This is a genomic window from Micromonospora sp. 067-2 (assembly GCF_046549295.1).
GTDB lineage: Bacteria > Actinomycetota > Actinomycetes > Mycobacteriales > Micromonosporaceae > Micromonospora.
In genome coordinates, this window is the sequence record NZ_JAJPWB010000005.1 from 262,469 (window position 1) to 288,437 (window position 25,969).

Below are 25,969 nucleotides of genomic sequence, written 5' to 3' on the forward strand. Positions count from 1 at the left end.
TGTCGATGACCGGCCAGGTGACGGCGGTTCCCAGCGGGACGACCGAGGGGACCGATGTGCGCACCGTGGGTGTCGAGGAGGAGTTCCTGCTCGTCGACCCGCACACCGGGGCTGCGGTGCCCGCCGTCGACCTCGTCCTGGAGCAGGTGCCCGCGGAACTGCGCGGGCAGGTCGAGCGCGAGTTCCAGACCAGCCAGATCGAGATCGGCACACCGCCCGGTCTGGAGCTCTCGTCGATCCGGCACTCCCTCGGCGTGCTGCGTTCCGCGCTCGCCGACGCCGCCGAGCGGGCCGGCGTACGGCTGCTGGCCATCGGCACCGGCCCGGTGGATGGTCCGGTGCCGCCGGTGGTGGACAAGCCCCGCTTCGACCGGATGATCGAACGGTTCCGGCTGCTCGTGCCCGGTCCCGGCAACAACGGCATGCACGTGCACGTGGGCATCCCCGACCCGGAGACCGGTGTGCGGGTGCTCAACCACGTCCGGCCCTGGCTGCCGTTGCTGCACGCGATGACCACCAACTCCCCGTACGCCCAGGGCGAGGACACCGGCTACGCCAGCTGGCGCTCGGTGGAGTGGGAGCGCTGGCCCTCGGTGGCGCCGACGCCGTGGCTCGAGTCGCACGAGCACTACCAGCGGCTGATCCGCCAATTGATCTCCAGCGGGGTGATGCTCGACGAGGGGATGCTCTACTGGTACGCCCGGCTGTCGGCGAAGTACCCGACCGTGGAGCTGCGGATCGGCGACGTCTGCCCGTCGGTGGACGACGCGGTGCTGGTCGCCGCACTGGTCCGCGCACTGGTCGCCACCGCCATAACGGACGTCGAGGCCGACCGCCCCGCACTGCGTACCGACCACCACCTGCTCGTCGGCGCGCACTGGCGGGCCGCCCACGACGGCCTGGAGGGTGCGGCCGTCGACGTCACCAACGGCGAGCTGCGCCCGGCCTGGGAGCTGCTGGACGAGTTCGTGCAGCGGCTGCGTCCGGCGCTGGAGCAGCACGACGACTGGGCCGAGGTGACCGACCTGCTGGGCGGGCTGCGCCGGCACGGCAGCGGTGCCGCCCGGCAACGCGCCGTGTTCGCCCGTACCGGTCGACTGACGGACGTGGTGCTGGACGTGGCGCGACAGACCCGCGGCTGATCACCGTCGTGACAGGATGGGTCCCGTGGTGCACAGGCTGATCGTGATCGGCGGAGACGCCGCCGGAATGTCGGCGGCGTCCCAGGCCCGCCGCCGCCGTGGCCCCGACGACCTGGAGATCGTGGTCTTCGAGCGAGGCCACTTCACCTCCTACTCGGCGTGCGGCATTCCGTACTGGATCAGTGGCCTGGTGTCCGCCCCCGAGCAGTTGATCGCCCGGGCGCCGGAGACCTTCCGCAGCGAGTACGCCATGGACGTGCGGATGCGCCACGAGGTGACCGCCATCGACCTGGAGCGCCGCGAGGTGGTCGCCCGGGACCTGGAGCGGGGCGACGAGGTCCGCGAGCACTTCGACGAGCTGATGTACGCCGCCGGCGCGGTGCCGGTGAAACCGTCGTGGGCGAAGACGGACACGGCCGGCGTGTTCGGCATGCAGACCCTCGACGACGGGGCGGCGCTGCGCACCTGGCTGGACAACGAGCCGCAGCCGCGCCGGGCGGTGGTGGTCGGCGGCGGTTACATCGGCGTCGAGCTGGCCGAGGCACTGATCGTGCGTGGCCTTGCCGTCACCCTGGTCGAACAGGCCGACCAACCCATGGCGACGGTCGACAGCGACATGGCCGAGCTGGTCTCCGACGCGATGCGCGGCCTGGGCATCAAGATTCGCACCGGCATGGCCGTCACCGGCCTGGAGCAGCGGAACGGCCGGGTGTCGGCGGTGGTCACCGCCGAGGGGCCGATCCCGACCGACCTCGTGGTGCTGGGTCTGGGCGTACGCCCCAACGCCGCGCTGGCCGAGGCCGCCGGGCTGCCGCTCGGGCCGACCGGGGGGATCCGGGTGGACCGCCGGATGCGGGTGCCCGGGGTGCCCGGTGTCTGGGCGGCCGGCGACTGTGTGGAGACGCTGGACCGGGTGAGTGGAATGCCGGTGCACGTGCCGCTGGGCACCCACGCCAACAAGCAGGGCCGGGTCGCCGGGATCAACATCGGCGGCGGGTACGCCACCTTCCTGGGCGTGATCGGCACGGCCGTCACCAAGGTCTGCGATCTGGAGGTGGGCCGGACCGGCCTGCGCGAGCGGGACGCCACCGCGGCCGGCTTCGAATTCATCTCGGTGATCGCCCAGTCGACCAACCGGGCCGGCTACTACCCCGGTGCGCAGCCGATGACCGTCAAGCTGATCGCCGAGCGGCCCAGCGGGCGACTGCTGGGCGCGCAGATCGTCGGTCGGTCCGAGGCTGCCAAGCGGATCGACACGCTGGCCGTGGCGCTGTGGAACGGCATGACGGTGGACGAGATGACCGGCCTCGACCTGGGTTACGCTCCGCCGTACGCACCGGTGTGGGATCCGGTGCTGATCGCCGCCCGAAAGGCGGTCGACGCGCTGGCCGCTGTCGGCCGCTGACCCGCGCCCGTCGTGGAGGACCACCCCGTGACACAAACCCCGACCCGACCGCTCGCACGTCGGCGCCCGACGATGGTCGACGTGGCCCGGCTCGCCGGGGTCAGCCTGAAGACGGTCTCCCGGGTGGTCAACGACGAGCCGGTCGGTCAGGAGCTGCTCGGCCGGGTGCTCGCCGCCATCACCGAGCTGGGTTTCCGGCGCAACGACATCGCCCGTAACCTGCGTTCCCGGCAACTCAACGCCACGGTGGGTCTGCTCATCGAGGAGATCGCCAACCCGTTCTACGCCACCATCGCCAGCGTCGCCGCCGACATCGCCGCCGAACACGGCACCATGCTGATCACCGCCTCCTCCGAGGAGGACCCGGAGCGGGAACGCGCCCTGCTCCAGGACTTCACCCAGCGCCGGGTCGACGGGTTGCTGGTGGTGCCGGCCGGCCCGGACCACTCGTTCCTGCACCGCGAGGTCGAGTTGGGCATGCCGGTGGTCTTCCTGGACCGACCGCCGCAGGGTCTGCTGGCGGACGCCGTGCTGCTGGACAACCAGGGCGGCAGTCGGGCCGGGGTCGGCGCGCTGCTGGACGAGGGGCACCGCCGGGTGGGTGTTCTGCTCGGTGCGCCGAGCGTGCCCACGATTCGCGAGCGGCTGGCCGGCGCGCGGGCGGCCTTGGCCGCCGCCGGGATCGAGCCCGACGGGTCCCTGGTCCGCGACCGGCTCGTCGCGCCGGAGGAGGCCGGGAGGGCGGTCGCGGAGCTGCTCGACCTGCCGGACCCGCCCACCGCCTTCTTCTGCGGAAACAACCGGCTCACCGTCGGTGCTCTTCAGGAGCTGCACCGGCGGGGCAGCGACGCCGCGCTGGTCGGCTTCGACGACTTCGAGCTGGCCCACCTGATGCCCCGGCCGCTGACCGTCGTCGGGTACGACACCCGCGAGCTGGCCCGGGTCGCCACCGAGCGGCTGTTCGAGCGGATCGCCGGCGACGACTCGCCACCGTCGACCACGGTGCTGCCCACCCGGCTGCTGGCCCGCGGCCTGCGCCCGCCGACCGCCTGACCCCGCGCTGCACCCTCCGCACGGCGTCGATCACACAGTTGTGGTGCCGCGCGTACGCCGCGACGCGGTCCCCCACAACTCCGTGACCGACTCCCGTGGCATCACGTGCCGAGCAGCGCCTCGACCTCGGCGCGGCGGGGTGGGTCCGCACCCCGACGGCCGCAGGTCAGCGCGGCGACCGTCGCGGCCTGCCGGAGCACCGTGGCCCACTGCTGCGCGCTCACCGCGGCCAGTCGGGCAGCCGGGCCGTCACCGAGCGCGTCGAGGTCGGCCAGCGCGGCCAGCAGGCCACCGGTGAACGCGTCCCCGGCACCGACGGTGTCGACGACAGTCGTGGGCAGCCCCGGCTGCTGGAGCATCGAGCCGTCCGGGGCTACCAGCCAGGCACCGTCCCCGCCCCGGGTCACCACCGCGCAGGACACCCCGGCGGCACGCCAGGAGGCCATCACGTCGGCCACGCTCCGGTCCGGGTAGAGCCAGGCCAGGTCCTCGTCGCTGGCCTTGACCAGGTGCGCGAGGCCGATCTGCCGTTCCACCCTCGCCTGCTCCGCGGCCCGGTCGGCGACGATGCCCGGACGCAGGTTGAGGTCGATCGAGACGGTGAGCCCGTCCCGGCGGCGCTCCCGGGCGAGCAGATCCTCCAGCACCCGGGCCCCGGGTTGCAGCGCGAGCGCGAGCGACCCCGTGTGCAGGGCGGTCGCCGACGAGCCGGCCAGCTCGGGCAGCTCCTGCGGCGTCCACTGCCAGTCGGCCGTGCCGGCCAGCCGGAACTCGTAGCTGGCCTGCCCGGTGGCGTCCAGGGTGGCCACCGCCACCGAGGTGGGCTGCTCGGCACGGACCGCCCAACCCAGGTCCACCCCGTTGGCGCTCAGGTGCTCGGCGACCTGCCGGCCGTACTCGTCGGTCCCGAGCCGGGCCAGCAGTCGTACCGGCTGGTCGAGCCGGGCCAGGGTGACCGCGACGTTCGCCGGCGAGCCACCCGGCACCGCGCGCTGCCCCTCGGCGGAGACCACCAGGTCGATCAGCGCCTCGCCCGCGACGACGATCACGCGGTCACCTCGCCCGGGGCGAGCGGGCCGGGGCCGCCGAGCCCGTCGGCCGAGCGGGACAGCAGCACGGCCTGGTACGCGTGGTAGACGTCCGGCCGACCGTGCCAGACCGTGCCGGCGGGCCGGTTCTGCGGGTCCAGCTCGTGTCGCCACCCGACGTCGTCGATCAGGTAGCGGCGGGCGTAGGACCAGAACACCCGGTACCAGTCGGCGTAGACCGCGTCCCCGGTGCGCCGGTGCAGGGTGACCGACGCCCCGATCGCCTCGGCCAGCACCCAGTGCATCCGGGAACGGACCACGGGCTTGTCGTCCCAGTCGATCGTGTAGATGAAACCGTCGGCGCCGTCGACCGCCCAGCCGCGCCGTACGGAGGCCGCGAACAGGGCACGGGCGTCGGCGAGCAGCCAGCGCGGCGGCTGCGGCAGAACCGCCTCCAGCTCCAGTAGCAGCCGGGCCCACTCCAGCCAGTGGCCGATGGTGGAGCCGTACGGCCGGAACGGGTCGGCGGGCCGGTCGGAGTTGTAGTCGGGCAGCGGTGTCCAGTCGGCGGTGAAGTGCTCGGGTAACCGCCAGTCGTGCCGGGCGGCCTCGGAGTGCACCAGGTGGGTGCCGATCTGCAGGGCCCGTTCGGTCCAGCTCGAATCGCCGGTGGCGGCGGCAGCGGCGAGGGACGCCTCGACCATGTGCATGCTGCTGTTCGCGCCCCGGTAGTCCTCGGTGACCGTCCAGTCCCGGTTCCAGGATTCGCGGACCGCTCCGGCGTCGGCGTCCCAGAACCGGTCCCGCACCACGGCCATCGCGTCGGCGAGCAGCCGGTCCGCGCCGGGCCGCCCCGCGCGCGCCGCGCCGGACGCGGCGAGCAGCACGAACGCGTGGTCGTAGCCGGCCTTGCGCTCGTCGGTCGGCGTGCCCTGCTGGTCGACGGCGGTGAACCAGCCGCCGTGGACGTCGTCGCGCAGCAGCGTGCTGAGCGCGGCGACCCCGTGGTCGACGAGGGCGGCGGCGTCCGGGTCGCCCCGCCGGTGCGCGAGCGCGGCCACGTGGGTCATCCGGCAGGTGATCCACGTGTACACCGGTTCGTTGCGGTCCGGGGTGCGCTCGTCGGTCAACCACCAGAAGCCGCCCTCGGGCCGGACCGCGCGGCGGACCGTGTCGAGCAGGGTGCTGGTCTGGTCGGCGAGGAACGTCTCGATGTCGGGCAACTCGGGCGACTGCGCCGGAGCGGGGGTTGATTCGGCTTCAGAACGGGGCACGTCGGTCATCTCAGCTGTTCACCGTCGGATAGGGAAGGGACATACGGCCAGAATCAGCGGACGGACCGGGTCCGCGCCGGAGAACCGCCAACGGGACGGTGCGAGCTGACGACCTCGCCGGGTGGATCATGCGAACATTTCCTCCCATTTGCCCGTTGACATCGTTGTCTCAGGTCCACCCTGGCGCGGTCGCCCTCGACCTGTCAATTCGATCGCATCACATCGGCGCCGTTGCGGTGCACGGCCGGGACGACGGCGAGCCCGTGGGTGATCGAGGATGGCCGGATGGAGTTGCCCGAGGGGTTGCGGTGGGCACGACGGACACCCGCCGGCCGAGCCTGGCTGGCCATCCTCCCCCATTCGCTCACGGAGTGCGCCGAGCAATGGTCGCTGCGGCTCGGCTCGCCCTTCGTCCACGCCTACGCCTCGCTGGTGATCCCCGCCGAGCTGCCCGACGGCACGGCGGCGGTGCTGAAGATCCAGTACCCGGACCGGGAGAGCCACCACGAGGCCGACGCGCTGGCCCGGTGGGAGGGTGACGGGGCGATCCGGCTGCTCGCACACGACCCGCAGCGGCGGGCACTGCTGCTGGAGCGCTGCCGGCCCGGCTCGCCACTGAACGATCTGCCCCCCGATCGAGCGCTGGACGTGGTGATCGGGCTACTGCCCCGGCTGTGGCGTCCGGCCGGCACGCCGTTCACCCCGTTGGCGCAGGAGGCGGCCGGCTGGATCGACCGGATGCCCGGCACCTGGGAGCGGGCCGGCCGGCCGTACGAGCGGCGGCTGCTCGACGCGGCGCTGGCCCTGCTCGCCGGGCTGGCCACCAGCCAGGGCGAGCAGGTGCTGGTCAATCAGGACCTGCACGCCGGCAACGTGCTCGCCGCCGACCGGGAACCGTGGCTGGTGATCGACCCCAAGCCGCTGACCGGTGAACGGGAGTTCTCCGTGGTGCCGCTGGTGCGCGGTGAGGAGCTGGGTCACTCGCCGACCGCGGTCCGACACCGGCTGGACCGGCTCAGTGCCGAGCTGGGGCTGGACCGGGAGCGGGTCCGCGGTTGGACGATCGGCCAGACCCTGGCCTGGAGTTTCGCCGACGGCACCGCCCTTCCGCACCACGTCGAGGTGGCCCGCTGGCTGCTCGACGAAGGGTGACGTCGCCCGGAACCCCGCTCGATCGTGCTCGATCGTGCTCGATCGTGCTCGATCGTGCTCGATCCAGGATGTAGTGGTCTGCCGCAGCCCAGGAGGCCACTGTTTCCATGGTGCAGCACGATCAAGCAGGCGTGATCGTGCTGGACACCTCAGCCGTGCTGACAGGTGCCGCACCAGTAGAGGTTGCGGCCGGCCAGCGCCCCGCGACTCACCTCGGTGCCGCAGACGTGGCAGGGCGCGCCCGGGCGGCGGTAGACGTACACCTCGCCGCCGTGCCGGTCCACCCGGGCCGGACGGCCCATCGCCTCCGGCAGGTGCGCGTCACGCACCGTGTCGATCCGGCCGTGCTCGACGGCGAGCCGCATCAGCCCGACCAGGTCGGCCCAGAGCGCGTCCCAGCCGGCCCGGGTCAGCCGCCGCCCGGGCAGCGTCGGCGGCAGTCCGGCTCGGAACAGCGCCTCGGTCACGAAGATCAACCCGGTACCGGCCACCACCGACTGGTCGAGCAGCAGCGCGGCCAACGGCGTCAGGCTCCGCGAGATCCGGGCGTACGCCCGCTCGGGGTCGGCGTCGGTGCGCAGCGGATCCGGCCCGAGGCGACCTCGCAGGGCGGCCACCTCGGGCGGGGTGAGCAGCTCGCAGGCGGTCGGCCCGCGCAGGTCCAGCCAGTGCCGGTCGCTGGCCAGCCGCAGCCTGATCTGACCGACCGGCTCCGGTGGCTCCCCCGCACCGTCGGTGAACTTGCCGTACAGCCCGAGGTGCACGTGCAGGGTCAGCTCGCCGGCGTAGTGGTGCAGCAGATGCTTGCCGTACGCCTCGGTGCCCTCCAGCACCGTGCCGGAGAGCAGCGCGGCGCCCTCGGCGAAACGGCCCTGCGGGCTTGCGGCGTGCAGCTTGTCCCCGGCGAACAGCTCGGCGTGCCGGGCCGCCAGGCGATGAATCGTGTGTCCCTCTGGCACGGGTGCCAAGCGTAGTCCGTACGGCCGCCGAGCCCACCGCACCGTTCGCGGGCCGCTGCGCGCGCGTGGCCAGGAGCACTCACGCCAGCTCGGCGATCACCGCCCGCACCATCCGGCGACCGTGCTCGGCCATCCGCGCAAAGGTGTGCCGGTAGTAGTCGATGCCGGTCAGCGACGGTACGAGGGCCCAGCCGCAGGCTCGCAGCCAGGTGGCGTCGTCGTACCCGATCGCCTGCCGGTAGGCGTCCCGGGCCGCGCCGGTGAAGGTCCAGAACGCCGGAGCCACGTCCGGCGCGGGGTCGCCGACACCGAGTGCGCCGAAGTCGATGACCGCGGCCAGTCGACCGTTGTCGGTGATCAGGTTGCCCGGTTGCAGATCACCGTGGATCCACACCGGGGCGCGGTCCCAGACAGGGGCAGCCAGGCAGGCGTCCCACGCCGCCTCGGCCGCGCGCACGTCGAAGCCGTCGTCATGCTCGGCGAGCCGGGGAAGCACGCGGCGGACGCCGTCGTCGGCGTGGCGCAGGGCGGACCCGCGGGTGCCCGGTGGCTTGACCGGACCTCCGGCCGGATCGACCGCGTGCAGGGCGCGAGCGAAGGACGCCACATCACGCGCGAGGGGCGCGTCGTCGCAACCGAGCCTTTCAGGCGTGCTCCCCGGGACCCACGGCACGACGGTCCAGCGCCACGGGTAGTCCGCGGCCGGCTCGCCGAGGTGCAGCGGAACGGGAACCCGCGCAGGCAGGTGGGCCGCCAGCAGGGGCAGCCACCGCGCATCGTTCTCGGCCTGGTCGACAGCCGAGGCGGTCTTGGGCATCCGGGCGACGAGGTGGTCGCCGATGCGAAAGAGTACGTGGTCGGTGCCCTCCACCTCGTCGGACAGGGCTGTCACGGGGAGGTCGGCCCACTGTGGGCACTGGGCCGCCACGAGGCGGCGCACCAGATCGACGGTGGCTCGGATCTCGTCATCGTGGAGGGGCACGGCTGGCAGGTTAGTGCGGTGCGACCGCGCGGCGCCAACAGATTGCAGGTGTGCCGTCAGCTGCCCTTCACCTGAGCCAGGAACGCGCTCCAGGCGGCGGGAGCGAAGGCCAGCGCGGGGCCCGCCGCGTCCTTGCTGTCCCGCACACCCACCACGCCGGGTACGTTGTCGGCCACCTCGACGCAGTCACCGCCGCTTCCGCCGCTGCGGGTGCTCTTGCGCCAGACGGCACCGGCAAGGTCAGTCATGATGCTCCTCGATGATCGACGTGATCGTCTTCTCTGATTCTGCCTCACCGGACGCGAGCCCCTCCAGGTCCGACCAGACATGTTCGTAGGCGGCCACCTCGGCGGGCTTGTCCAGGTAGAGCGCTCCGGTGATGTTCTCCAGGTAGACGGTGGTCGGCTCGGTCGACGCCCTCCCGAACGCCTGCGGGAAATCCAGCAGGACGAAGGTGCCCGTCTCGCTGGCCAGGGGTGGGCCGGCGGCGAGCGGAAGCACCCGCAGACTCACGTTCGGCAGGCTCGCCACGTCGAGCAGATGCCGCAACTGCCCCGCCATGGCCCGATGGTCAGGAATCGTGCGCCGCAGCACGGCTTCACTGAGGACGACCCGCAGGGCGGGCGCAGTGGGCAGCCGACGGACGAGGATGCCCTGCCGTTGCAGCCGGACCTCCACCAGCTTCTCCCTGTCCTCCACACTCATGGTCGGATTCTTCCGGCGAAACAGTTCGCTGGCGTACTCGCGGGTCTGGAGAAGTCCGGGAATCAGCTCTGAGTCGTATCGGCGAATAAGCGTGGCGGACGATTCCAGGCCGACGTACAGCGAGAACCACGACGGGACGACATCGCCGTACGAGTGCCACCAACCCTTTGCGCGAGTCTCCTTCGCGAGCCCGGAGACGATCTCTGTGACGTCCTCCGGTAACCGGTAGAGCGTGCACATCGCACGGGCGTCCACGACGCGCACCGGGACCAGCCCCTTCTCGATGCGCCACACCTTCTGACGTGAACAGTCCAGTGCCTCGGCCGCAGCGTCCAGCGTCACCGAGGCGTCCTCGCGGAGCTGCGTGAGCAGCCGCCCGAGCTGTCGCCGAGGAACCGTGGACCCGCTTGTTTCATCCGTCATGCAACACCACCGCGCCCCTCCTGCAACACCGGATGTTTCGCCGCGCACGCATTTGTCGTCCATTCCTCGTGCGTCAATTCGGCATGAGCGTAGGGCGGTTCGGAGCCTTGCACAAGGTGGCCAGCGCGTAACAAGCTGTTACGCGTCGCAGCCCGCGAAAGTGGCGTCGGGAATGGTGTGGGCGACGTGCCGTCTCCCTCGTGCGAATTGACACCTCAGCCGGTGCTGGCAATCGGAAAGGATCAGCGGTGCGCGTGTCGTACAACGAATATCTGTTGGTCACCGCGCTGACGTTCGCCCGCCGGCATCGGCCGGTCTGGAGCTGGACGCGGTGGCGCAGGGTGTGCCGGTGCGGCGCGGAGCTGCCGTGCCGGGCCCGCCACCGCGTTCCGATCAACCGGGGGCACTGGCCGACGTGACCGAGCTGAAGCCCGGTGACCTGCTTCTGATCGGCGCGGCCTGCTCGGTGCAGTTCGAAGGTGACCGCGCGCTGCGCCTACGACTGGTGAGCGTGGACCCTCGCCCGACCTACCACGGGTGGGTCTGGCTGGCCGGCTACGTCGTGAACGACAAGGGCGACGCCGTCGACAAGCGGGAGGTGTACGTGCAGAAGGCCGGGATCGAGATGCTGCGTGCCGCGCCAGCGCTGCGGACGGGCAGACCAGCGCGGCCGACCCTTGATCGACTCGGCCTCACGGAAACCGGGCGGTGCGGGTGAGCGGGACGCGCCGACGTGCAGGAAAACCGAGTCGGTGGCGGCCTGTGTCAAGAAACGCCCAACTGGGTATTTCCCGACGGTACCGCGTGGGCGCTCCCCGGATCCTTCGGCCGCCACGCATTCTTCAGGAGGTGTGTTGTGGTCAAGATTCCTTCGCTGTCCCGCCGGTCAGAGCCGACACCGGAACGGGACGACAACTCCGACGGCCGCATCGACGGCCGCGACACCCCGGTCACTGACCGGGAGCACTCGGCGGTGACCGAGGGCCGGTCAGACGACGCTGTCGGGCGCCCCGTCGTCACCGACCGGGATTCCGACCAGACGACGTACCGCAGCACCGCCGCGCCCACCGCGCAGGCCGGCGAGGCCGAGCGGCGGGCGGCCGAGCGGGCGGCCGTGGCCCGTGCCGCCACCGCACGACCGGTGGACAGCGACCCTCGACCCGGCACCGACCCGACTCCAACCCCTGAGCGCACCGCCGACCGCGACGCCGATCTTGACCGCGACGCGACCACCCGGCGACCCGACCCGACGGACCGGGTCGGTGCCGAACGGCCGGTCTCCCCTGCCCCGAGCGAGCCTGAGCTGCCGGTGGCGCGCGGCCCGAAGCCGCGGGCCAGCCTGCTCGCCACGCTCGGCCTGATCGTCTCCGTCGTCGGTGCGCTCTTCGTGCTGACCGGCACCCTGGCCGGGTACGGCATCGCGCTCGGCGCCCTCGGCGCGGTGCTCTCGGTGCTCGGCCTGTCCGCCACCCGCCGCCGGCACGTCGCCGGCAAGACCGACGCGCTGTTCGGCATCCTGATCGGGCTGGCCGCGGTGGTGCTCGGAGTGCTGGCCATGACCGGCCAGTTCGACTGGCCGACCACCGACGGCGACTGGGTGCAGCGCCTCCGCGAGTGGCTCGACTCACAGTTTGTCGATCGCTTCTAGCGGGCACTGTTCCGCTCGCCGGTGATGCACCGGTAAAGACCCGGCGGTTCGCCGGCAGCCCGATCAACCCGGTGGTTCACCGGTCGGGTGACACTCCCTCAGGGGCGGCGATTCGCCGCCCCTGACGTGTTTCCGGGGCCCGGTCCGCCGGGCCCCGAGGCGTTTCCGAAGCTTCGGCGGCCCTTCACACAACGAATCGCAGGCCGCGACCTCTCAGACGCAACGGATGTTCGGTCCGCGCAACTCTCAATGGTGGATCCTGCCGCTCAGGCCGCATAACGTTGAGCAACGGCGCCAGCCCGTGGGCCATGGTGGCCGGGCGCGCCCGACCCCTGGGAGCAGGACAATGACGATGGACGCCACCAGCCAGCGCCTGTTGATGTGCCGGCCGACGTACTTCGCCGTCGATTACGCGATCAACCCGTGGATGGACCCGAGCGCGCCGGTCGACGCCGCGCTGGCCATCCGGCAGTGGGAGAAGCTGCGCCAGACGTACCTCGACCTGGGCCACACCGTCGAGGAGATCAGCCCCGTGCAGGGCCTGCCCGACATGGTCTTCGCCGCGAACGGCGGCACCGTGATCGACGGCAGGGCGATGGCCGTGCAGTTCCGCGATCCGCAGCGCGCCGACGAGGCACCCGCCTACCGGGCCTGGTTCGAGGCCGCCGGCTTCGAGATGTACGACCCGAAGCACATCAACGAAGGTGAGGGCGACGTCCTGCTGGCCGGCGACCACCTGCTGGCCGGCACCGGCTTCCGCACCGCGCACGCCTCCCACGCCCAGCTGCAGGAGGTCTTCGGTTACCCGGTGGTCACCATGCAGCTCGTCGACCCGCGCTTCTACCACCTGGACACCGCGCTGACCGTGCTCGACGAGCGGACCGTGGCGTACCTGCCCGAGGCGTTCTCCGCCGGCAGCCAGGCCGTGCTGCGTCGGCTCTTCCCCGACGCCGTGCACGCCACCATGGCCGACGCCGAGGTGCTGGGGCTGAACGCGGTCAGCGACGGGCGGCACGTGGTGCTGCCCGCGCAGGCGACCGACCTGGCCGCCAAGCTGCGCGACCGGGGCTACCAGACCATCGGGGTCGACCTGTCCGAGCTGCGTAAGGCCGGCGGCGGACCGAAGTGCTGCACGCTGCGACTCCGTCAGGGAAAGGCAAGCAAGTGATCGTTGACGACATTCTGCGTACGCCGGGAGCGGTCCGCGACGCCGAGCGCTGGACGGCGCACAACTACCACCCCCTGCCGGTGGTCATCTCGTCCGCGGAGGGCGCCTGGCTCACCGACGTGGACGGCAGGCGCTACCTGGACTGCCTGGCCGGCTACTCCGCGCTCAACTTCGGCCACCGGCACCCGCAGCTCATCGCCGCGGCGCACGCCCAACTGGACCGGCTCACGCTGACCAGCCGGGCGTTCATCCACGACCAGTTCGCCGACTTCTGCCGGGAGCTGGCCGAGCTGTGCGGCAAGGACCTGGTGCTGCCGATGAACACCGGCGCCGAGGCCGTGGAGACCGGGATCAAGGTGGCCCGCAAGTGGGGCTACCAGGTCAAGGGCGTCACCCCCGGACAGGCGAACATCGTGGTGGCCGAGGGCAACTTCCACGGCCGGACCACCACCATCGTGAGCTTCTCCACCGACGAGGACGCCCGCGCCGACTTCGGGCCGTACACCCCGGGGTTCACCGTGGTCCCCTACGGCGACCTGGCCGCGCTGACCGCCGCGATCGACGAGAACACGGTGGCCGTGCTGCTGGAGCCGATCCAGGGCGAGCAGGGCGTGGTGGTGCCGCCGGAGGGTTACCTGCCGGGCGTACGCCAGGTCTGCACCGAGCGCAACGTGCTCTTCATCGCCGACGAGATCCAGTCCGGCCTGGGGCGGACCGGCGCGACCTTCGCCTGTGACCACGAGGGCGTCGTACCGGACATGTACCTGCTGGGCAAGGCGCTCGGCGGCGGCATCGTCCCGGTGTCCGCGGTGGCCGCGAACGCCGACGTGCTCGGTGTGCTCAAGCCCGGCCAGCACGGCTCCACCTTCGGCGGCAACCCGCTGGCCTGCGCGGTGGCGATCGAGGTCGTCCGGCTGCTGGCCACCGGCGAGTTCCAGCGCCGCTCCGCCGAGCTGGGCGAACGGCTGCGCGCCGGCCTGGAGGGGCTGGTCGGCAAGGGCCTGGTCGGGGTGCGCGTACGTGGCCTGTGGGCCGGGCTCGACATCGACCCCGCGCTGATGAGCGGACGGGAGGCGTGCGAGCGACTTGCCGAGCGCGGCGTGCTCGCCAAGGACACCCACGGCTCCACCATCCGGCTCGCCCCGCCACTGGTCATCACCGAGGAGGAGATCGACCTGGCAGTGGCCCAGCTCGCCGAGGTGCTGGCCGGCTGACCCGCTGACGTGCGGCGCGCTGCGCCCTTGTCAAGATCTGCGCAACTACAGGGAAAGTGCTGTCTCCGACGATGACGAGACAGCACTTTCCCTGATCTTGTGCGGATCTTGACGAGGGTGCGGCGCAGACACGGTGCGGCGCAGACCTTGACCGGGTTGTTCGGGCGGGCGTCGGGGTTTCAACGCCCGCCCTGCGTGTTCAGGGGCGGGGTAGGCGGATGGCCATGGTTGGGGCCTCGGCCATCACCGAGGTGGGGGTGAACGGGGCGCCGGCGGGCAACTCCTCGGCGCGGCCGATCTGCACTCCGGGGTAGAGCTCGATCATGTCGTTCTCACCCAGCACCCGGGACTGCTGCGGCGCCAGGGGGATCCGGTCCGACTCGGCCATCGAGCCGGCCGGCCGGATACCGGAGCCGTTGGTGCTCACGTCGGTCACGATGACCTCGCCGACCCGCAGCTCGAAGCTGACGTGACCGCGACTGATCCACCGCCGGGCCTCGTCGTTGAGCCACTGCCCGAGCATGATCCCGCCGTCCTGCTCGGGAGCACGGCCGGCCACCACCGGCTGCTCCTCGGTCAGCACGAACCGCCGCCGGACCAGGCCTCCGACGCGTACCGCGAGCACCTCCGAACGAGGCCGAGGGCCGCCGTCACCGAGCCGCGCGCCGTGCCGGGGGCAGGTCGGTACGCCGTTACGCAGCGCCGGCGGCGGCTGCCCGGCCGGGCTGCGGTGCGTGACGGGGGCCAGGTCGGCGAACGCGCCACCTCCACCACCACCGCCGAAGAGCGCGCAGCCCGACTCGGGGCACCGCCACTGGCGGGCCAGGAGCTTCGCCCCGGTCGGCGAGCGCTTGCCGGCGACCGGCGCGTGCCCGCCACCAACGTGCGCGATGAACACCGGCCCTCCGGCACCGGGCACCGGCGCGACCACCCGACCGGGCTGCTCCACCAGCCACGGGAACCGCCCGCGCAGCCCGTCGAAGCGGACCCGGCTCAGCACCGGCAAACCGAGCAGGTCGGCGACCTCCAACATCCGGTCGCCCGGGTTGTCGAGCACCTCGACGAGCCCGTCGTCGGCCCAGCGGCGGACCACCATCCGCTCGTTGGACGTGAGGTCGGCGTCGGAGAGCAGCGCCCGGTGCACCACCGCGTAGACCTGGACGCTGTCCTCCTCCAGCTCGCGGGAGAGCGCGTCGATGACCATGCCGAGCCGTAGCAGGCTGGCCGGCCGGCCACCGTCGATGTCCTGGTAGCGGATGACCTCGGCCAGGTCGAGCACCGCCCGCGCCAGCGAAGGGTCGGTGCAGACCCTCCCCTCGATGGCGTCCAGCACCTTGCTGATCTCGAATCTCATGCCGCGCTCCGGACGATGTCGTCGATCCGCCCGGCCAACTCGATGTCCCGGTGGGTGACCCCACCGGACGAGTACGTGACGCAGCGGAAGGTCAGGGTCCGCCATCGGATGTCGATGTCGGGATGGTGGTCGAGCTCCTCGGCCACCGTCGCCACCCGGTCCACCACCGCGATGGCGGCCGGGAAACTGCCGAGCTGGACGGTACGACCGATGCCGGTCGGGTCGCCCGACCAGTCGGGCAACCCGCCCAGCTCTTTCCGCACCGCGTCCGCGGTGAGCAGGTCTGCCATGCCCAGACCCTACCGGTGGCACGTCCAGCAAGACGGACACGCCACCTTGCGGTTGGCTCAACCCGCAGTCGGTCGACCGCTGCAATCAGATTGGTCGGGGGCGCTGACGCGAGGCTCGACCGGGATTGCTCTGACCGCGCTAGCTCTCGAGACTGGACAACGCCGCATTCGCGGCCTGCACAACCGCAGGCCAACCTGAAGCCCGCAGGTAGGCCTCGTCGGAAAGGTGCGTGCCACACTCGTCGAACAGCGAGTCGATCGCCTGGGCCAATGTCCGCATCGAATCAGCCTCCTCCTGAGACCTCAGGTAGATGCCAATCGCGGCATCCGGATCCTCCAGCACCTCCGTGTCGTCGTAGAGGATATGGATGCGATGCGTGAACTCGTCGTATTCACCTGGGGGCAGCTCCCTCCGGATCCACGCAGACCACTGATAAGCAGGGTCTGCCAGGGCTTTCACAGCCCGTACGATCTCATTTCTCATGTCCGGAAATCGAATCTCAGTCATGGCCTTTCCCAGGATGACCAGTTCCTCCACTCGCTGAGCGGGATGTGCGCGTTAGTAGGGTCCTGATCAATGGCACCATTGATTTGCTTGCCGTCTCGTCCGATCACCCTGCCGCCGGATCTGACAATGACATGGTCGACCTGCTGGCTCGGGAAGGGTGAGTTCGGGTTGCCTTGATCGATTCTAACCCCGTTGCCCTGGTTCTTGGGGTCCTGCCAGCGGAAACCCACACCCTTCTTGTTCGCCTTACCAGCACCCCAAGACGCCGGAAGCTTTGTCCCAGTGTCCGGGCGCCAGCCTCCGCCCGCTCCGACCTTCCCGGCCTCTCCAACTCCGGCGGGCGCCCCGCCTTTGGCCCCCGCCCCCGCGGCGCCATCTGCCGCGCCGCCCTTGGCAGCCGCGCCTCCCTTCGCCGCGCCAGCCCCACGGCCGCCAGCGGCGATGCTGAACGCGTCGAACAACAGGTGCCCGGCGGCCTTACCGGGATGCCCGGACTTGACGTCGTTGGTCAGCCCATCGGACCAGTCCTTGACGACCTGACCCGGATTGCTCAGCGTCTTCTTTACCACGTCGCCGCGCGCCTTGGCCCGGCCCTTGGCCGCCTCGCTGGTGTCCTTGTCGACCAGGGGGTTACCGCCGACCGCGGTGTCGTAGGCGACCTGCGCGAAGCCCTCCGCAGCCCCCTTGACGTCGGAGCCGATCGCCGAGGCCGCGTCCTTGACGAAGTCGCCGACCTCGCCGGCGGCGTCCGAGAGCCAGTTGTGGCCGTCCAGCTCGACGTTGGTGACCGGGTTGCCGCCGGCGAAGGCGTACCGGTTGCCGGTGTACGGGTCTACCGCGAGCCCCAGGTCGTCCAGCGCCCCGTTGTAGGAGTCGCGGGAGAGGAACTGGTTGATCCCCGGGTCGTAGTCCCGGAAGCCCATGTCGTAGTCGCCGGTCGCCTGGTCGAACCGCTTGGACTGGAAGCGGTACGAGTTGTAGGGCGCCTTGTCCGGGTTCTCGGGGTTGCCGGCGTCGGGCTTGTCCACACCGGTGAACTGGCCGGCGTCGTTCTTGCCGTAGGCGGTGTAGCCGTAGGTGGCCCGCCCGTCGCCCTTGTCGTCGGTGATCTGCCCGACGTCGGAGGACCCGTCGTAACCGACGTACGAGTCCTCCTGGCTGTTGTCCGTGTTGACCTTCACCTGCGACAGCAGGTCACCGGCCGGACCACGCTGGTAGGACTTGACGACCTTGGTGCCCTCCAACTCGGCGGAGATGTCACCGGTCAGCCCGAGGTACGCGTTCGTGGTGGTCTTGCCGCCGTAGGTCCGGGTCGCCTGCCGGTCCAGCGGGTCGTACGTGTAGGTGGTGGTCTTGTTGCCCGGGTTCTTGACGTTGGTGACGACGTGGTCGAAGCCGTCGTAGGTGTAGCTCTCCACAGTGGTCCCGGCCGAGGTCACCGTCTTGAGCCGGCCGTACGGGTCGTACGCGTAGTTCGCAGAACTCGGCGACGTGCCGGCGGCGGTGGCGGTGGCCGTCGTCAGGCGGTTCTTGTCGTAGGTGAAGTCGGTGGTGACAGCGCTGACGGTCTGCTTGACGACGTTGCTGTTGGCGTCGTGCACGTAGCTCTCGGTGCCCGCGCCGCTGCCGGTCTTGGTGACCGTACGGACACGGTCCTGCGGGTCGTAGGCGAAGGTGCTGGTCGTGTCGACGTAGGCGGTGCGGTTGTCCGCGTTCTGCTTGTGCGAGACGTCCTTCGACTTCTGCCCGTTGGCCGTGTACTCGTAGGTGTGCTGGTTGACCACCGCGCCGCCGGACTTCTTCTCGACCTGGCTCTGCACCGAGCCGTTGAGGAAGTAGTCGGTGGTGACGACGTTGCCGTTGCCCTTGGTCTCGGTCGCCGACTGCCCGCGCTTGGTGTACGTGTAGCGCGTGTACTTCGGCTTCGGGTCCGTCGGTGAGGTCGAGTTCTTGATCTCGGTGGCCAGGTCACGCTCGGCCTCGTACGTGTACTCCGAGATCTGGGTGTCGTGGGTGCGCTTCTTGAGCAGGTCGTTGGGTTCGTACGTGAACGTGGTGGTGTTCTTGACCGCCGCGCTCTTCTTCTCCTCCACGCTGGCGACGCGGTTGAGCACGTCGTACGACACGGCGTAGGTGTCGATGGCCGCCCCGGTGCTCGTGTCGAGCATCTTGGTGAGATTGCTGTTCACGTCGTACTCGTAGGCGAAGTTCTTGCTGGGCGTGGACGAGCCGGCGCCGTTGTCGGACTGGGTCTTCTTCTTGCCGTCGGGGAAGTAGGTCCAGTTCATCTGGCGCGGCGTGCCGCTGGCGCCGGCGACCGACCGGGAGGTCTGCGCACCGTTGTTGTCGTAGTCGTACGTGGTGGTGATGTTCCAGCCGACGTCCTTCGAGTTGCGGATCCAGCCGTTGTCGAAGAACGTCTGCACGGTGTCGTTGCGGGTCGACTGCCCGTTGGAGGGAGGTGCGGAGATCCGCTCCAGGTTGCCGATCGCGTCGTAGTGGTAGGTCGTGATCGGCGGCGTGGTGAACTGCGCGTCGTCCCGGTCGAACGGCTGCTGGACCTCACTGACCCGGTTGAGCTCGTCGTAGACGGTCACGGTCGCGAAGTCGTCCGCGTCGTCCGTGGTGTCCACGCCGCGCGGGCTGATCTGCCGGGTGAGGTTACCGACCTCGTCGTACTCGTACTTCGTGGTGCGGTAGGTGATCGTCCCACCGACCGACTGGTACGGCACCCTCTCCTCGATCAGGGCCGAGCGCGGGTCGTAGGTCATCAACGCCCGGTTGCCGTCCTGGTCGATCGAGACGGTCGGGTTACCGTCCCGGTCGTACTCGACCGCGGTGGTGTTGCCCTTCGGGTCGACCGTCGTCTTGATCCGGTGGTTGAAGTCGTAGGTGAACTGCGCGCTCCAGTCGTTGGTGTTCGGGCTCGCGTTCTTCCGCTGGTCGGTCTGTTGCCGGACGTTGCCGGCGAGGTCGTAGTCGATGGTGACCCGGCCGGTGAGCGCGTCGGTGGCCTCGGTGGGACGGTTCAGCTCGTCGTAGGCGTAGACCGTGGTGAAGTCCAGGGGGTCGGCCGGGGTCAGCATGCCCCTCGGCTCGGTGACCTTGATGACGTTGCCGACCTGGTCGTAGTCGTACTTGGTGGTGGACACCTCGGAGGTGGCGGTGTCCTTCGGCGTGGTGACCGTGCTCGGGCGGTCCAGTGCGTCGTAAACCGCGGTGGTCACCGCCCCGGTCGGCGTCGTCTGCTGGGTGACGTTGTCGTTCTTGTCGTAGACGGGCGCCGGGGTGGTGATGTAGACGCCGTTAGCGGCGTCCTTGGGAACCTTCTGCGTCAAGGGCCGCCCGAAACCGTCGTACGTGTAGGTCGCCGTGCGCTGGTTGGGGTCGGTGACGGTGAGCACGCCACCGATCGACGAGTACGTGTACTTCGTGGCCTTGTTCAGCGCGTCGGTGATCGTCTTCGGGTAGCCGACCGGGTCGTAGTCGGCGTAGCGGGTGATGTTGTCCTCGGCGTCCGTCGCCGTGGTCATCCGCCCGACCGGGTCGTACGCGTAGGTCGAGGTGTAGTCGCCAACGGTTCCGGTCGCCGTGCCCTTCGGGTCGGTCACCGAGGTGAGGTTGCCGACCGCGTCGTAGCCGAAGTTCCAGTGCCGGTCCTCCGGCGAGTACTTGTCGGTCAGCTCCGCGGTGTGCCCGGAAAGCCCGTACCGGTAGTCCAATCGCAGGCCCGGCGTGCCGTTCCGGTTGGCCTCGGGGTCCTTGATCTCCAGCGGGTAGCCGGTCACCTGGTCGTACCGCCAGGTGGAGACCGCCCCGTTGGCCTCCTCCAGCCGGCTGACGTTGTTGTCGGCGTCCCAGCCCAGGATGGTGGCCTGGTTCTTGGCGTTGGTGATGCGGGTGGCCCGACCGAACCCGTCGATCATGCTCTCGGTGGCCCGGCCCTTGGGGTCGGTCACCGTGGTGAGCACCCCGTCGCTGTCCCCGCCGTCCGGGTCCTGGTAGTCCACGTAGGTGTTTTTGAGCAGCCGGTCGGTGACCGAGCTGACCTTGCCCTGTAGGAACTGGTCACCGGCCTCGTTGTAGGTGACCTTCGTCGGGACCAGTCGCGGGTCGGTCACCTTCGTCAGTCGCGCGTTCTGCGGCCCCTGCGACTCGTCGTAGGCGAAGCCGAACACCTTGGCGTCGGCGGTTCCGGAGCCGTCGGTCACCTCCCGCAGCAGGCCACCGTCGCTGTACACGAGGGACAGCACCCGCCCGCTGACGTCGGTGATCGACTTGACCTGGTTGATGATGCGCCGGTTCTGCAGGTTCGTCAGTGACTGCCTCGTACCGCTGACGAACGCGGTGTAACTGTCCCCAGCGGCGTAGTAGTCCAGGGTCAGCGTCTGCCGGTTGTCCGGGTCGGTCAGGTAGCGAAGGACCGCGGTGTCGCGGTTGTCGACCTGCATCCGCTCGTAGGTGAACAGGAGCTGGTTGCCGTTGCGGTCGCGCACGGCGCTCTGGTAGCCCTGCTCGTCGAAGACGAACTGGCTGCGGTCCGGCCGGGTCATCGTCCACGCCTGGCTGGTGTCGCCGGTGCCGGTGCGTTGCAGGTACAGGTGCACGCCAGCGGGCTGCACGTACCGCCAGTCGGCGGAGTTCGCGCTGTTGTATTTGTTGAGGTTGAACAGGTGGGTGGTGCCGTCACCGTCGGTCATCGCGACCTGCTGCGGCCACGTGCTGTCCCCGCCACGGAACTGCAGGGGCGAACCGAGCCGGACCGCACTGGAGGTGGACAACGACCAGCCCAACCCCATCGACGAGGTGGACGTGTCCTGGCTGTTGTAGGTGAGCCGGACGAACGTCGAGACACCCCGGCTCGGGTTGGTGAGCGGGTTGACGCCGACCACGGCGTTGCCGGAGAACTGGTTGACCATGAGCGAGGCACCGGAGCCGGCGCTGCCGCCGGTGTACTGGTAGAACTTCTCCAGCCCGAGCTGGTCGGAGGTCGGGTCCTCGACGGCGATCGCCTGGTCCAGGGGCTGGATCTGGGTGCTCTGCGACAGCCACTGCCCGCTGGTCTTGTTGCGCAGGTCCCACTTCAACACGTAGTCCTCGCGGCGGTCGCCGTCACCGCCACCGGTGGGGGCCTTCACGGTGGCGTTGATGGTGACGACGCCCCCGGGAGCCTGCGCGGACGGCAGGGGTGCCTCGTTCTGGTTGCCCGCGTTGGTGACGTCGGTGCCGTCCTGCCGCGTCCAGTGGTACGACAGCACCCAGTCCGACGGCGACCAGATCGACGACGTGGTGTTGGTGACGGTGACCGGCACGAGGTACTGGTCACCCGGGATCATCCGGCTCGGCGTGTTCGGCGCGTGATAGGTGCTGGCGCTGTTCGGCGCGGTGTAGATGACCCGCAACCGGGGCCGCAGCGACGGCTCGGCCGCCTCGGCGGAGAGGAAGAGCACCCGCTGTTCCGGGCCGGCCTCGTTGGGCAGCCGGATCTGCACGCCCTTGTTGCTGCTGGGTGTGTCCACCCAGCGCTGCACCAGCGGCCCGGCCTCCCAGTTGACCCAGCCCGGGTCGCCGTTGAGCGAGCCGACCGTGGACTGCACCGTCGACTCGGCGTCACCGCCGGGCGTCGTCCAGGCGACCCCGGACTGGGCGCTGTTCCACGTCGAGGTCGTCTCGCTGAAGTCACGGGTCAGCCCGCGCAGCTGGAACTGCTGCTGGCCGATGTCGGCACCCTCGGTGTACCAGCCCCACAGCCCGACCTGCGCGTTGATGACCTTGGCCTGGGCGGGCAGACCGGTGACGTTGGGGAACTTCATCACCACGCGGCTGGTGCCGTAGATCGAGCCCTTGTTGCCGACCTGGAGCTCGCCGCCGGCATCCAGCGTGTCCCAGTTGCTTGTTGGTTTGGCGCTGGTCAACGTGTTGTCGTCCGCGCCGGTGAAGAACCTGATCACCTGACCGGCCTTGGGCAGCCGCACCATCTGGGTCTGCGCCGGGATGACCGTGCCGTCCCGCAGCCGCGCGGCGACCATGTAGAAGTAGGCGTCGCCGAACTGGCTCGCCGAGTTCGCCGGAGTGGGCGTGGCGTGGGTGTCCGAGTATGTCGTGCGGCCCGGCCGGACCGGGGCGACCAGGGTGGACGCGTTCGGCAGGAAGTTCTGGGTCTTGCTGGAGTGCACCTGGTACTCGACCAGGTCGTCATCCGGCGACGACGACGGGTCGGCGTAGGACGACCAGGACAGGTCGGCGCCGGTGGCCCGCACGGTGGTCACCGGGTTCAGCGCCACACCGGGCTTGCCCCAGGTCAACACCAGCTTCGGGCCGTGGTCGTCCTCGCCGCCGTAGGAGAAGTCGCCGGACTCGTACCGTGGGCCGCCGTTCTTGTTCGCCTCGTCCTTGCCCTTGACCATGAAGCCGAAGTTGGTGGTGGGGTTGTCCAGCCAGCCCTGCACCGTCGACCGGACGCTGTAGCTGTGCCAGGCGTTGGTCTGGTGCAGCGGCTTGGTCACCTCGGCCCGCTTGACCAGCCGCACTGCGTCCGCGACGACCTTCTTGTTGGCCACGTCGCCGAGCACCACCTTGTGGGTGGTGCCCGCCTTGAACCCGTACGAGCCGATCGACACCCAGTTGCCGCTGCCGGAACCGGTGGTCTGGTTGACCGTCTTCACCACCGAGCCGCCGTCGTAGAAGACGGTGTAGGGGGCGTTGGTGGCCCGGTCGGCACCTGGCACATAGTGTACGTACACCTCGTACTGACCGCTCTCGGTCAGCCGCGGCACCCAGGTGAACGTCTGACCGGTGGACGCGTCGGCGTTGTACCGGTAGGCGCCGTTGTTCGCCTGACCAACGTCCGAGCCGGTGCCGCCGACCCACTCCCCGCTGGCGGACACCTTGGCGCCGTCCGCCTCGTCCACCTGCTCCCGGTTCTCGCCGACCTCGGCGAACCTGGTGTTCATGCTGCTCCACGTCGCGGTGGTCTCGTTCCACGCCGCGGTCACCCGACGCGCCTCGAACGCCATCGAGGCGTCGTCGGCGCCACCGTGGGTCTGGTCGAAGTACATCTGAAGCTGTGCCGAGTCCAGAACGGTGTTGGCCGGCACGTTGGACAGGTCGAACTTGGTCAGGGCACGGAACGTGCCCCCGGTGGAGGCGCCGGCGGACAGCTTCCAGGTGCTGTCGAAGTTCTCCGTCGGGCCGCCGGAGGCGATCATCACGTCCTGCGCCTGGCTCAACGTCGGCTGGACCTTGATCGTCGGGTCGATCACCACCGGATACTTCCGGGCCGGGTCGCGCAGCCAGTCACCGTCCGCGGAAACCGTCACGACGGTTCGACCGTCCTGCTGGCTGACCTGCTGGCTGACCCGGTAGCTGACGGCCTTGCCGACCACCGAGGCGGGGTCGTCGGCGCTGTCGTACATGTACGGCCGCGGCATCGTGAACAGCGCCGGCCCCTCGCGGTCCGTGGCGAAGAACGACACCGACCCGTCGGCCTGCGGCACCGCGCGAACCGAGTCCGTGTCCAGGGTGAACGTGTAGGCGGCCGGCCCGCTCGGCGGTGCGGCCAGCACGATCTGCTCCTTGACCGCTGACGGGGTCACCTCGTACACCAGGTCGGCGCCACCGACGGCACCCGGATAGGTGACCCGGGTGCCGCTCGCCGTCGGGCGCAGGGCGCGCGGGCCGCCGACGAGCCCGAGGGTCAGCCCGTGACCACCCATCGAGTACGACAGCACGCGGTCGCTGCGGTCGCCGAACCTGCTGACGAACGTGTTGCGGGTGGCGGCGTACGGATATCCCGTGGTGTCACCGGCCGACACGGTCGGCTGAATGTCCTGCCAGCGGCCCTTGCCGTCCCGGTAGTGGACCGGCTCGCGACTCACCTCGGCCTGCATCCGGCCGTCGGCCAGCTGATAGACCTTGGTGGTCGCGGTGCGGCGTTCGGGTACCTCCCGCACCCGGCGCACCGGCGGCATGGCCTCGGCGGGCGTGGGCCGGGACACCGAGGGCAGCACCCTCGCCGGACCGGGCGGGGTCGAGGGCACCTCTCGACCCTGCGGCGCCGGCGGGCGCAGGACCGTGCCCGGCCGCGGCGCCGGCTCGGTGTCGCCCGGCGGACGCGCGTACGCCGGGGAGCCCGACACCACCAGCACGACGCCGACCAGTGCCGCAATCAGGCGGCGTGCATTACCCACCTTGCTCATGTGTTGCCCTTCACGGATGCGTACGACGAAGACACGAAGGCCCCGGCACCGTGTGTGTGCCGGTCGAACAGCCGCGAAGAAGGAATCGGCGCGCCGAAAAACAGCGCCGGACACCGCGACGAAGGCTCAGGGAATGAGTCGGATCAGCGCCCCCCGTGGGTGCCGGAGTGAACCTAGCAATCCCTATTGACCGCGGCAACTATCGACCACAGGCAATTTTCGTCGACGTGAAGGAGCAATCATTTCCAATGTGGACACGCTGAGAACAAATGGATCTGCCGGATATGCGGCGGTGCGTCGCTAAACGCGAGCGGGAACGCAGCGGCGGGGCGGCATCAAATGCCGCCCCGCCGATGAAATCCTGTCGAACCGCCCCCGCGTCAGCCGCGCAGCGGTTGACCCACGTCGTGCAGATGTCCGAGCGCCTGCCGGTACGACTCGACCAACCCGGTCTCCGCGTACGGGATGCCCTGCTCGACGCAGTAGGCGCGGACGATCGGCTGGGCCCGGCGCAGGTTGGCCCGGGGCATGTTCGGGAACAGGTGGTGCTCGATCTGGTAGTTGAGCCCGCCCAGCACGGTGTCCACCAGCGGGCCGCCGCGTACGTTGCGCGAGGTCAGCACCTGCTTACGCAGGAAGTCCAGCTCGTCCTCGGCGGTCGGCATCGGCATGCCCTTGTGGTTCGGTGCGAACGACAGGCCCATGTAGAGGCCCCACAGCGCCTGGTGCACGACGGCGAAGAGCAGGGCCTTCACCGGTGACATGACCGCCAACAGCAGCGCCACGTAGCCCACGGTGTGCGCGACCAGCAACCCCGCCTCGACCGCGCGGTGCCGCATCGGGGTGGAGTAACGGCCGTCTTCCCGACCGACGATCGCCCGGACGCTCGCCGCGTGCAGGCTCAGACCCTCCAGCAGGAGCATCGGGAAGAAGAAGTACGCCTGGCGCTTGGCCAGCCAGCGAGCGAACCCCCGGGTCTCCAGCGCCTGCTCGGGCGTCCACACGAGGGCTCCGGCACCGACGTCCGGGTCCTCGTCCTCGTGGTTCGGGTTGGCGTGGTGCCGGTTGTGCTTGTCGACCCACCACCCGTAGCTGATCCCCACCGCCGCGTTGCCGGCGAAGAGCCCCACCATCTCGCTGGCGCCGCGTCGGCGGAACATCTGACGGTGACCGGCGTCGTGACCAAGGAACGCGACCTGGGTGGTGGCCACCGCCATCGCGGCCGCCAGGACGAGCTGCCACCACGAGTCACCGACCAGGACGACGGCGACCCAGCCGGCCACGAAGGCACCGAGGGTGAGCACGATGCGGGCGGCGTACCAGCCGGGGCGACGCTCCAGCAGTCCTGCCTGAGTGATCCGCCGTGACAACTGTGCGTAGTCACTGCCTCGCCGTCGTACCGGCGGTTCTGCCACCGCTCCGAGCGTCATCGCTGCTCCCGTCCCGCTCAGCGCCCATGCCTGGTG

The 25,969-nt window shown here is 70.2% G+C and carries 20 protein-coding genes; 9 read left to right on the forward strand and 11 right to left on the reverse strand.

Translation table 11 applies throughout. The annotated features are described in order from the left end of the window. The first annotated feature begins 5 nt into the window (after window positions 1-5). From ACLJN9_RS13995 to ACLJN9_RS14005, 3 genes are all read left to right on the forward strand, one after another. Complete coding sequence (locus tag ACLJN9_RS13995) at window positions 6-1,142, forward strand: glutamate--cysteine ligase (protein WP_410811702.1); 1,137 nt, start codon at window positions 6-8, stop codon at window positions 1,140-1,142. Window positions 1,143-1,167: 25 nt separating this feature from the next. Continuing rightward, window positions 1,168-2,547, forward strand: coding sequence for an FAD-dependent oxidoreductase (locus ACLJN9_RS14000; protein ID WP_410811704.1), 1,380 nt, complete (start codon window positions 1,168-1,170; stop codon window positions 2,545-2,547). A 72-nt stretch (window positions 2,548-2,619) separates the two neighbouring features. Further along, the gene (locus ACLJN9_RS14005) at window positions 2,620-3,600 is read left to right on the forward strand and encodes a LacI family DNA-binding transcriptional regulator (RefSeq protein ID WP_410811990.1); all 981 of its coding nucleotides are present in this window, start codon (window positions 2,620-2,622) and stop codon (window positions 3,598-3,600) included. A 101-nt stretch (window positions 3,601-3,701) separates the two neighbouring features. Here the strand turns inward: ACLJN9_RS14005 and ACLJN9_RS14010 are convergent, their stop codons facing one another. Then, window positions 3,702-4,649: a carbohydrate kinase family protein gene (locus tag ACLJN9_RS14010; protein ID WP_410811705.1), complete on the reverse strand. Its 948-nt coding sequence runs from the start codon at window positions 4,647-4,649 to the stop codon at window positions 3,702-3,704. After that, a complete protein-coding gene (locus tag ACLJN9_RS14015; RefSeq protein WP_410811706.1) occupies window positions 4,646-5,911 on the reverse strand; it encodes an AGE family epimerase/isomerase in 1,266 nt (421 codons plus the stop codon). Before ACLJN9_RS14015 ends, ACLJN9_RS14010 begins: the two co-directional genes overlap by 4 nt. Before the next feature lie 276 nt (window positions 5,912-6,187). Here ACLJN9_RS14015 and ACLJN9_RS14020 point away from each other — a divergent pair, with 276 nt between their 5' ends. After that, the gene (locus tag ACLJN9_RS14020; RefSeq protein ID WP_410811707.1) at window positions 6,188-7,054 is read left to right on the forward strand and encodes an aminoglycoside phosphotransferase family protein; all 867 of its coding nucleotides are present in this window, start codon (window positions 6,188-6,190) and stop codon (window positions 7,052-7,054) included. A gap of 149 nt (window positions 7,055-7,203) precedes the next feature. Here the strand turns inward: ACLJN9_RS14020 and ACLJN9_RS14025 are convergent, their stop codons facing one another. From ACLJN9_RS14025 to ACLJN9_RS14040, 4 genes are all read right to left on the reverse strand, one after another. Beyond that, window positions 7,204-8,013 carry an Fpg/Nei family DNA glycosylase gene (locus ACLJN9_RS14025; protein WP_410811708.1) on the reverse strand — a complete coding sequence of 270 codons (810 nt, stop codon included), beginning with the start codon at window positions 8,011-8,013 and terminating at the stop codon, window positions 7,204-7,206. Between the two features lie 79 nt (window positions 8,014-8,092). Continuing rightward, a complete protein-coding gene (locus tag ACLJN9_RS14030) occupies window positions 8,093-8,995 on the reverse strand; it encodes an aminoglycoside phosphotransferase family protein (RefSeq protein WP_410811709.1) in 903 nt (300 codons plus the stop codon). Window positions 8,996-9,051: 56 nt separating this feature from the next. Then, a complete protein-coding gene (locus ACLJN9_RS14035) occupies window positions 9,052-9,243 on the reverse strand; it encodes a DUF397 domain-containing protein (protein WP_410811710.1) in 192 nt (63 codons plus the stop codon). After that, a complete protein-coding gene (locus ACLJN9_RS14040; protein WP_410811712.1) occupies window positions 9,236-10,186 on the reverse strand; it encodes a helix-turn-helix domain-containing protein in 951 nt (316 codons plus the stop codon). Before ACLJN9_RS14040 ends, ACLJN9_RS14035 begins: the two co-directional genes overlap by 8 nt. A gap of 185 nt (window positions 10,187-10,371) precedes the next feature. On the opposite strand from ACLJN9_RS14040, the gene ACLJN9_RS14045 reads away from it, so the two are divergent. The 5 genes from ACLJN9_RS14045 (at window position 10,372) to rocD (ending at window position 14,153) form a co-directional block, all read left to right on the forward strand. Then, window positions 10,372-10,542, forward strand: coding sequence for a hypothetical protein (locus ACLJN9_RS14045; RefSeq protein WP_410811713.1), 171 nt, complete (start codon window positions 10,372-10,374; stop codon window positions 10,540-10,542). Further along, a complete protein-coding gene (locus ACLJN9_RS14050; protein ID WP_410811715.1) occupies window positions 10,539-10,841 on the forward strand; it encodes a hypothetical protein in 303 nt (100 codons plus the stop codon). Before ACLJN9_RS14045 ends, ACLJN9_RS14050 begins: the two co-directional genes overlap by 4 nt. 138 nt (window positions 10,842-10,979) lie before the next feature. After that, window positions 10,980-11,771, forward strand: a complete 792-nt coding sequence (locus ACLJN9_RS14055) for a thrombospondin (protein ID WP_410811717.1) — start codon at window positions 10,980-10,982, stop codon at window positions 11,769-11,771. A gap of 352 nt (window positions 11,772-12,123) precedes the next feature. Continuing rightward, the gene (gene ddaH, locus ACLJN9_RS14060; protein WP_410811991.1) at window positions 12,124-12,939 is read left to right on the forward strand and encodes a dimethylargininase; all 816 of its coding nucleotides are present in this window, start codon (window positions 12,124-12,126) and stop codon (window positions 12,937-12,939) included. Then, entirely contained in the window at window positions 12,939-14,153 is a 1,215-nt protein-coding gene (gene rocD / locus ACLJN9_RS14065; RefSeq protein ID WP_410811992.1) for an ornithine--oxo-acid transaminase, read from the forward strand. The genes ddaH and rocD overlap by 1 nt, the downstream gene beginning before the upstream one ends. 199 nt (window positions 14,154-14,352) lie before the next feature. Here the strand turns inward: rocD and ACLJN9_RS14070 are convergent, their stop codons facing one another. The 5 genes from ACLJN9_RS14070 to ACLJN9_RS14090 all read right to left on the reverse strand — a co-directional run bounded on the left by ACLJN9_RS14070 (window position 14,353) and on the right by ACLJN9_RS14090 (window position 25,933). Continuing rightward, on the reverse strand, window positions 14,353-15,507 hold the full coding sequence (locus tag ACLJN9_RS14070; RefSeq protein ID WP_410811718.1) for an FHA domain-containing protein: 1,155 nt from the start codon (window positions 15,505-15,507) through the stop codon (window positions 14,353-14,355). Continuing rightward, on the reverse strand, window positions 15,504-15,797 hold the full coding sequence (locus ACLJN9_RS14075; RefSeq protein ID WP_410811720.1) for a 4a-hydroxytetrahydrobiopterin dehydratase: 294 nt from the start codon (window positions 15,795-15,797) through the stop codon (window positions 15,504-15,506). The genes ACLJN9_RS14070 and ACLJN9_RS14075 overlap by 4 nt, the downstream gene beginning before the upstream one ends. Window positions 15,798-15,936: 139 nt before the next feature. Then, window positions 15,937-16,335, reverse strand: coding sequence for an SCO4402 family protein (locus ACLJN9_RS14080; protein ID WP_410811721.1), 399 nt, complete (start codon window positions 16,333-16,335; stop codon window positions 15,937-15,939). Then, entirely contained in the window at window positions 16,302-24,503 is an 8,202-nt protein-coding gene (locus tag ACLJN9_RS14085) for a DNRLRE domain-containing protein (RefSeq protein WP_410811722.1), read from the reverse strand. Before ACLJN9_RS14085 ends, ACLJN9_RS14080 begins: the two co-directional genes overlap by 34 nt. 380 nt (window positions 24,504-24,883) lie before the next feature. After that, window positions 24,884-25,933 (reverse strand): fatty acid desaturase family protein, encoded by a 1,050-nt coding sequence (locus ACLJN9_RS14090; protein ID WP_410811723.1) that lies wholly within the window; start codon window positions 25,931-25,933, stop codon window positions 24,884-24,886. Between the last annotated feature and the right edge of the window lie 36 nt (window positions 25,934-25,969).

What these genes read in the sequence shown, in the direction of transcription:
- ACLJN9_RS13995 (WP_410811702.1), top strand. Translation starts at nt 6, where the DNA reads ATGACCGGCCAGGTGACGGCGGTTCCCAGCGGGACGACCGAGGGGACC.
- ACLJN9_RS14005 (WP_410811990.1), top strand. Translation starts at nt 2,620, where the DNA reads ATGGTCGACGTGGCCCGGCTCGCCGGGGTCAGCCTGAAGACGGTCTCC.
- ACLJN9_RS14015 (WP_410811706.1), bottom strand. Translation starts at nt 5,911, where the DNA reads ATGACCGACGTGCCCCGTTCTGAAGCCGAATCAACCCCCGCTCCGGCG.
- ACLJN9_RS14020 (WP_410811707.1), top strand. Translation starts at nt 6,188, where the DNA reads ATGGAGTTGCCCGAGGGGTTGCGGTGGGCACGACGGACACCCGCCGGC.
- ACLJN9_RS14035 (WP_410811710.1), bottom strand. Translation starts at nt 9,243, where the DNA reads ATGACTGACCTTGCCGGTGCCGTCTGGCGCAAGAGCACCCGCAGCGGC.
- ACLJN9_RS14040 (WP_410811712.1), bottom strand. Translation starts at nt 10,186, where the DNA reads ATGGACGACAAATGCGTGCGCGGCGAAACATCCGGTGTTGCAGGAGGG.
- ddaH (WP_410811991.1), top strand. Translation starts at nt 12,124, where the DNA reads ATGGACGCCACCAGCCAGCGCCTGTTGATGTGCCGGCCGACGTACTTC.
- ACLJN9_RS14070 (WP_410811718.1), bottom strand. Translation starts at nt 15,507, where the DNA reads ATGAGATTCGAGATCAGCAAGGTGCTGGACGCCATCGAGGGGAGGGTC.
- ACLJN9_RS14075 (WP_410811720.1), bottom strand. Translation starts at nt 15,797, where the DNA reads ATGGCAGACCTGCTCACCGCGGACGCGGTGCGGAAAGAGCTGGGCGGG.
- ACLJN9_RS14085 (WP_410811722.1), bottom strand. Translation starts at nt 24,503, where the DNA reads ATGAGCAAGGTGGGTAATGCACGCCGCCTGATTGCGGCACTGGTCGGC.
- ACLJN9_RS14090 (WP_410811723.1), bottom strand. Translation starts at nt 25,933, where the DNA reads ATGACGCTCGGAGCGGTGGCAGAACCGCCGGTACGACGGCGAGGCAGT.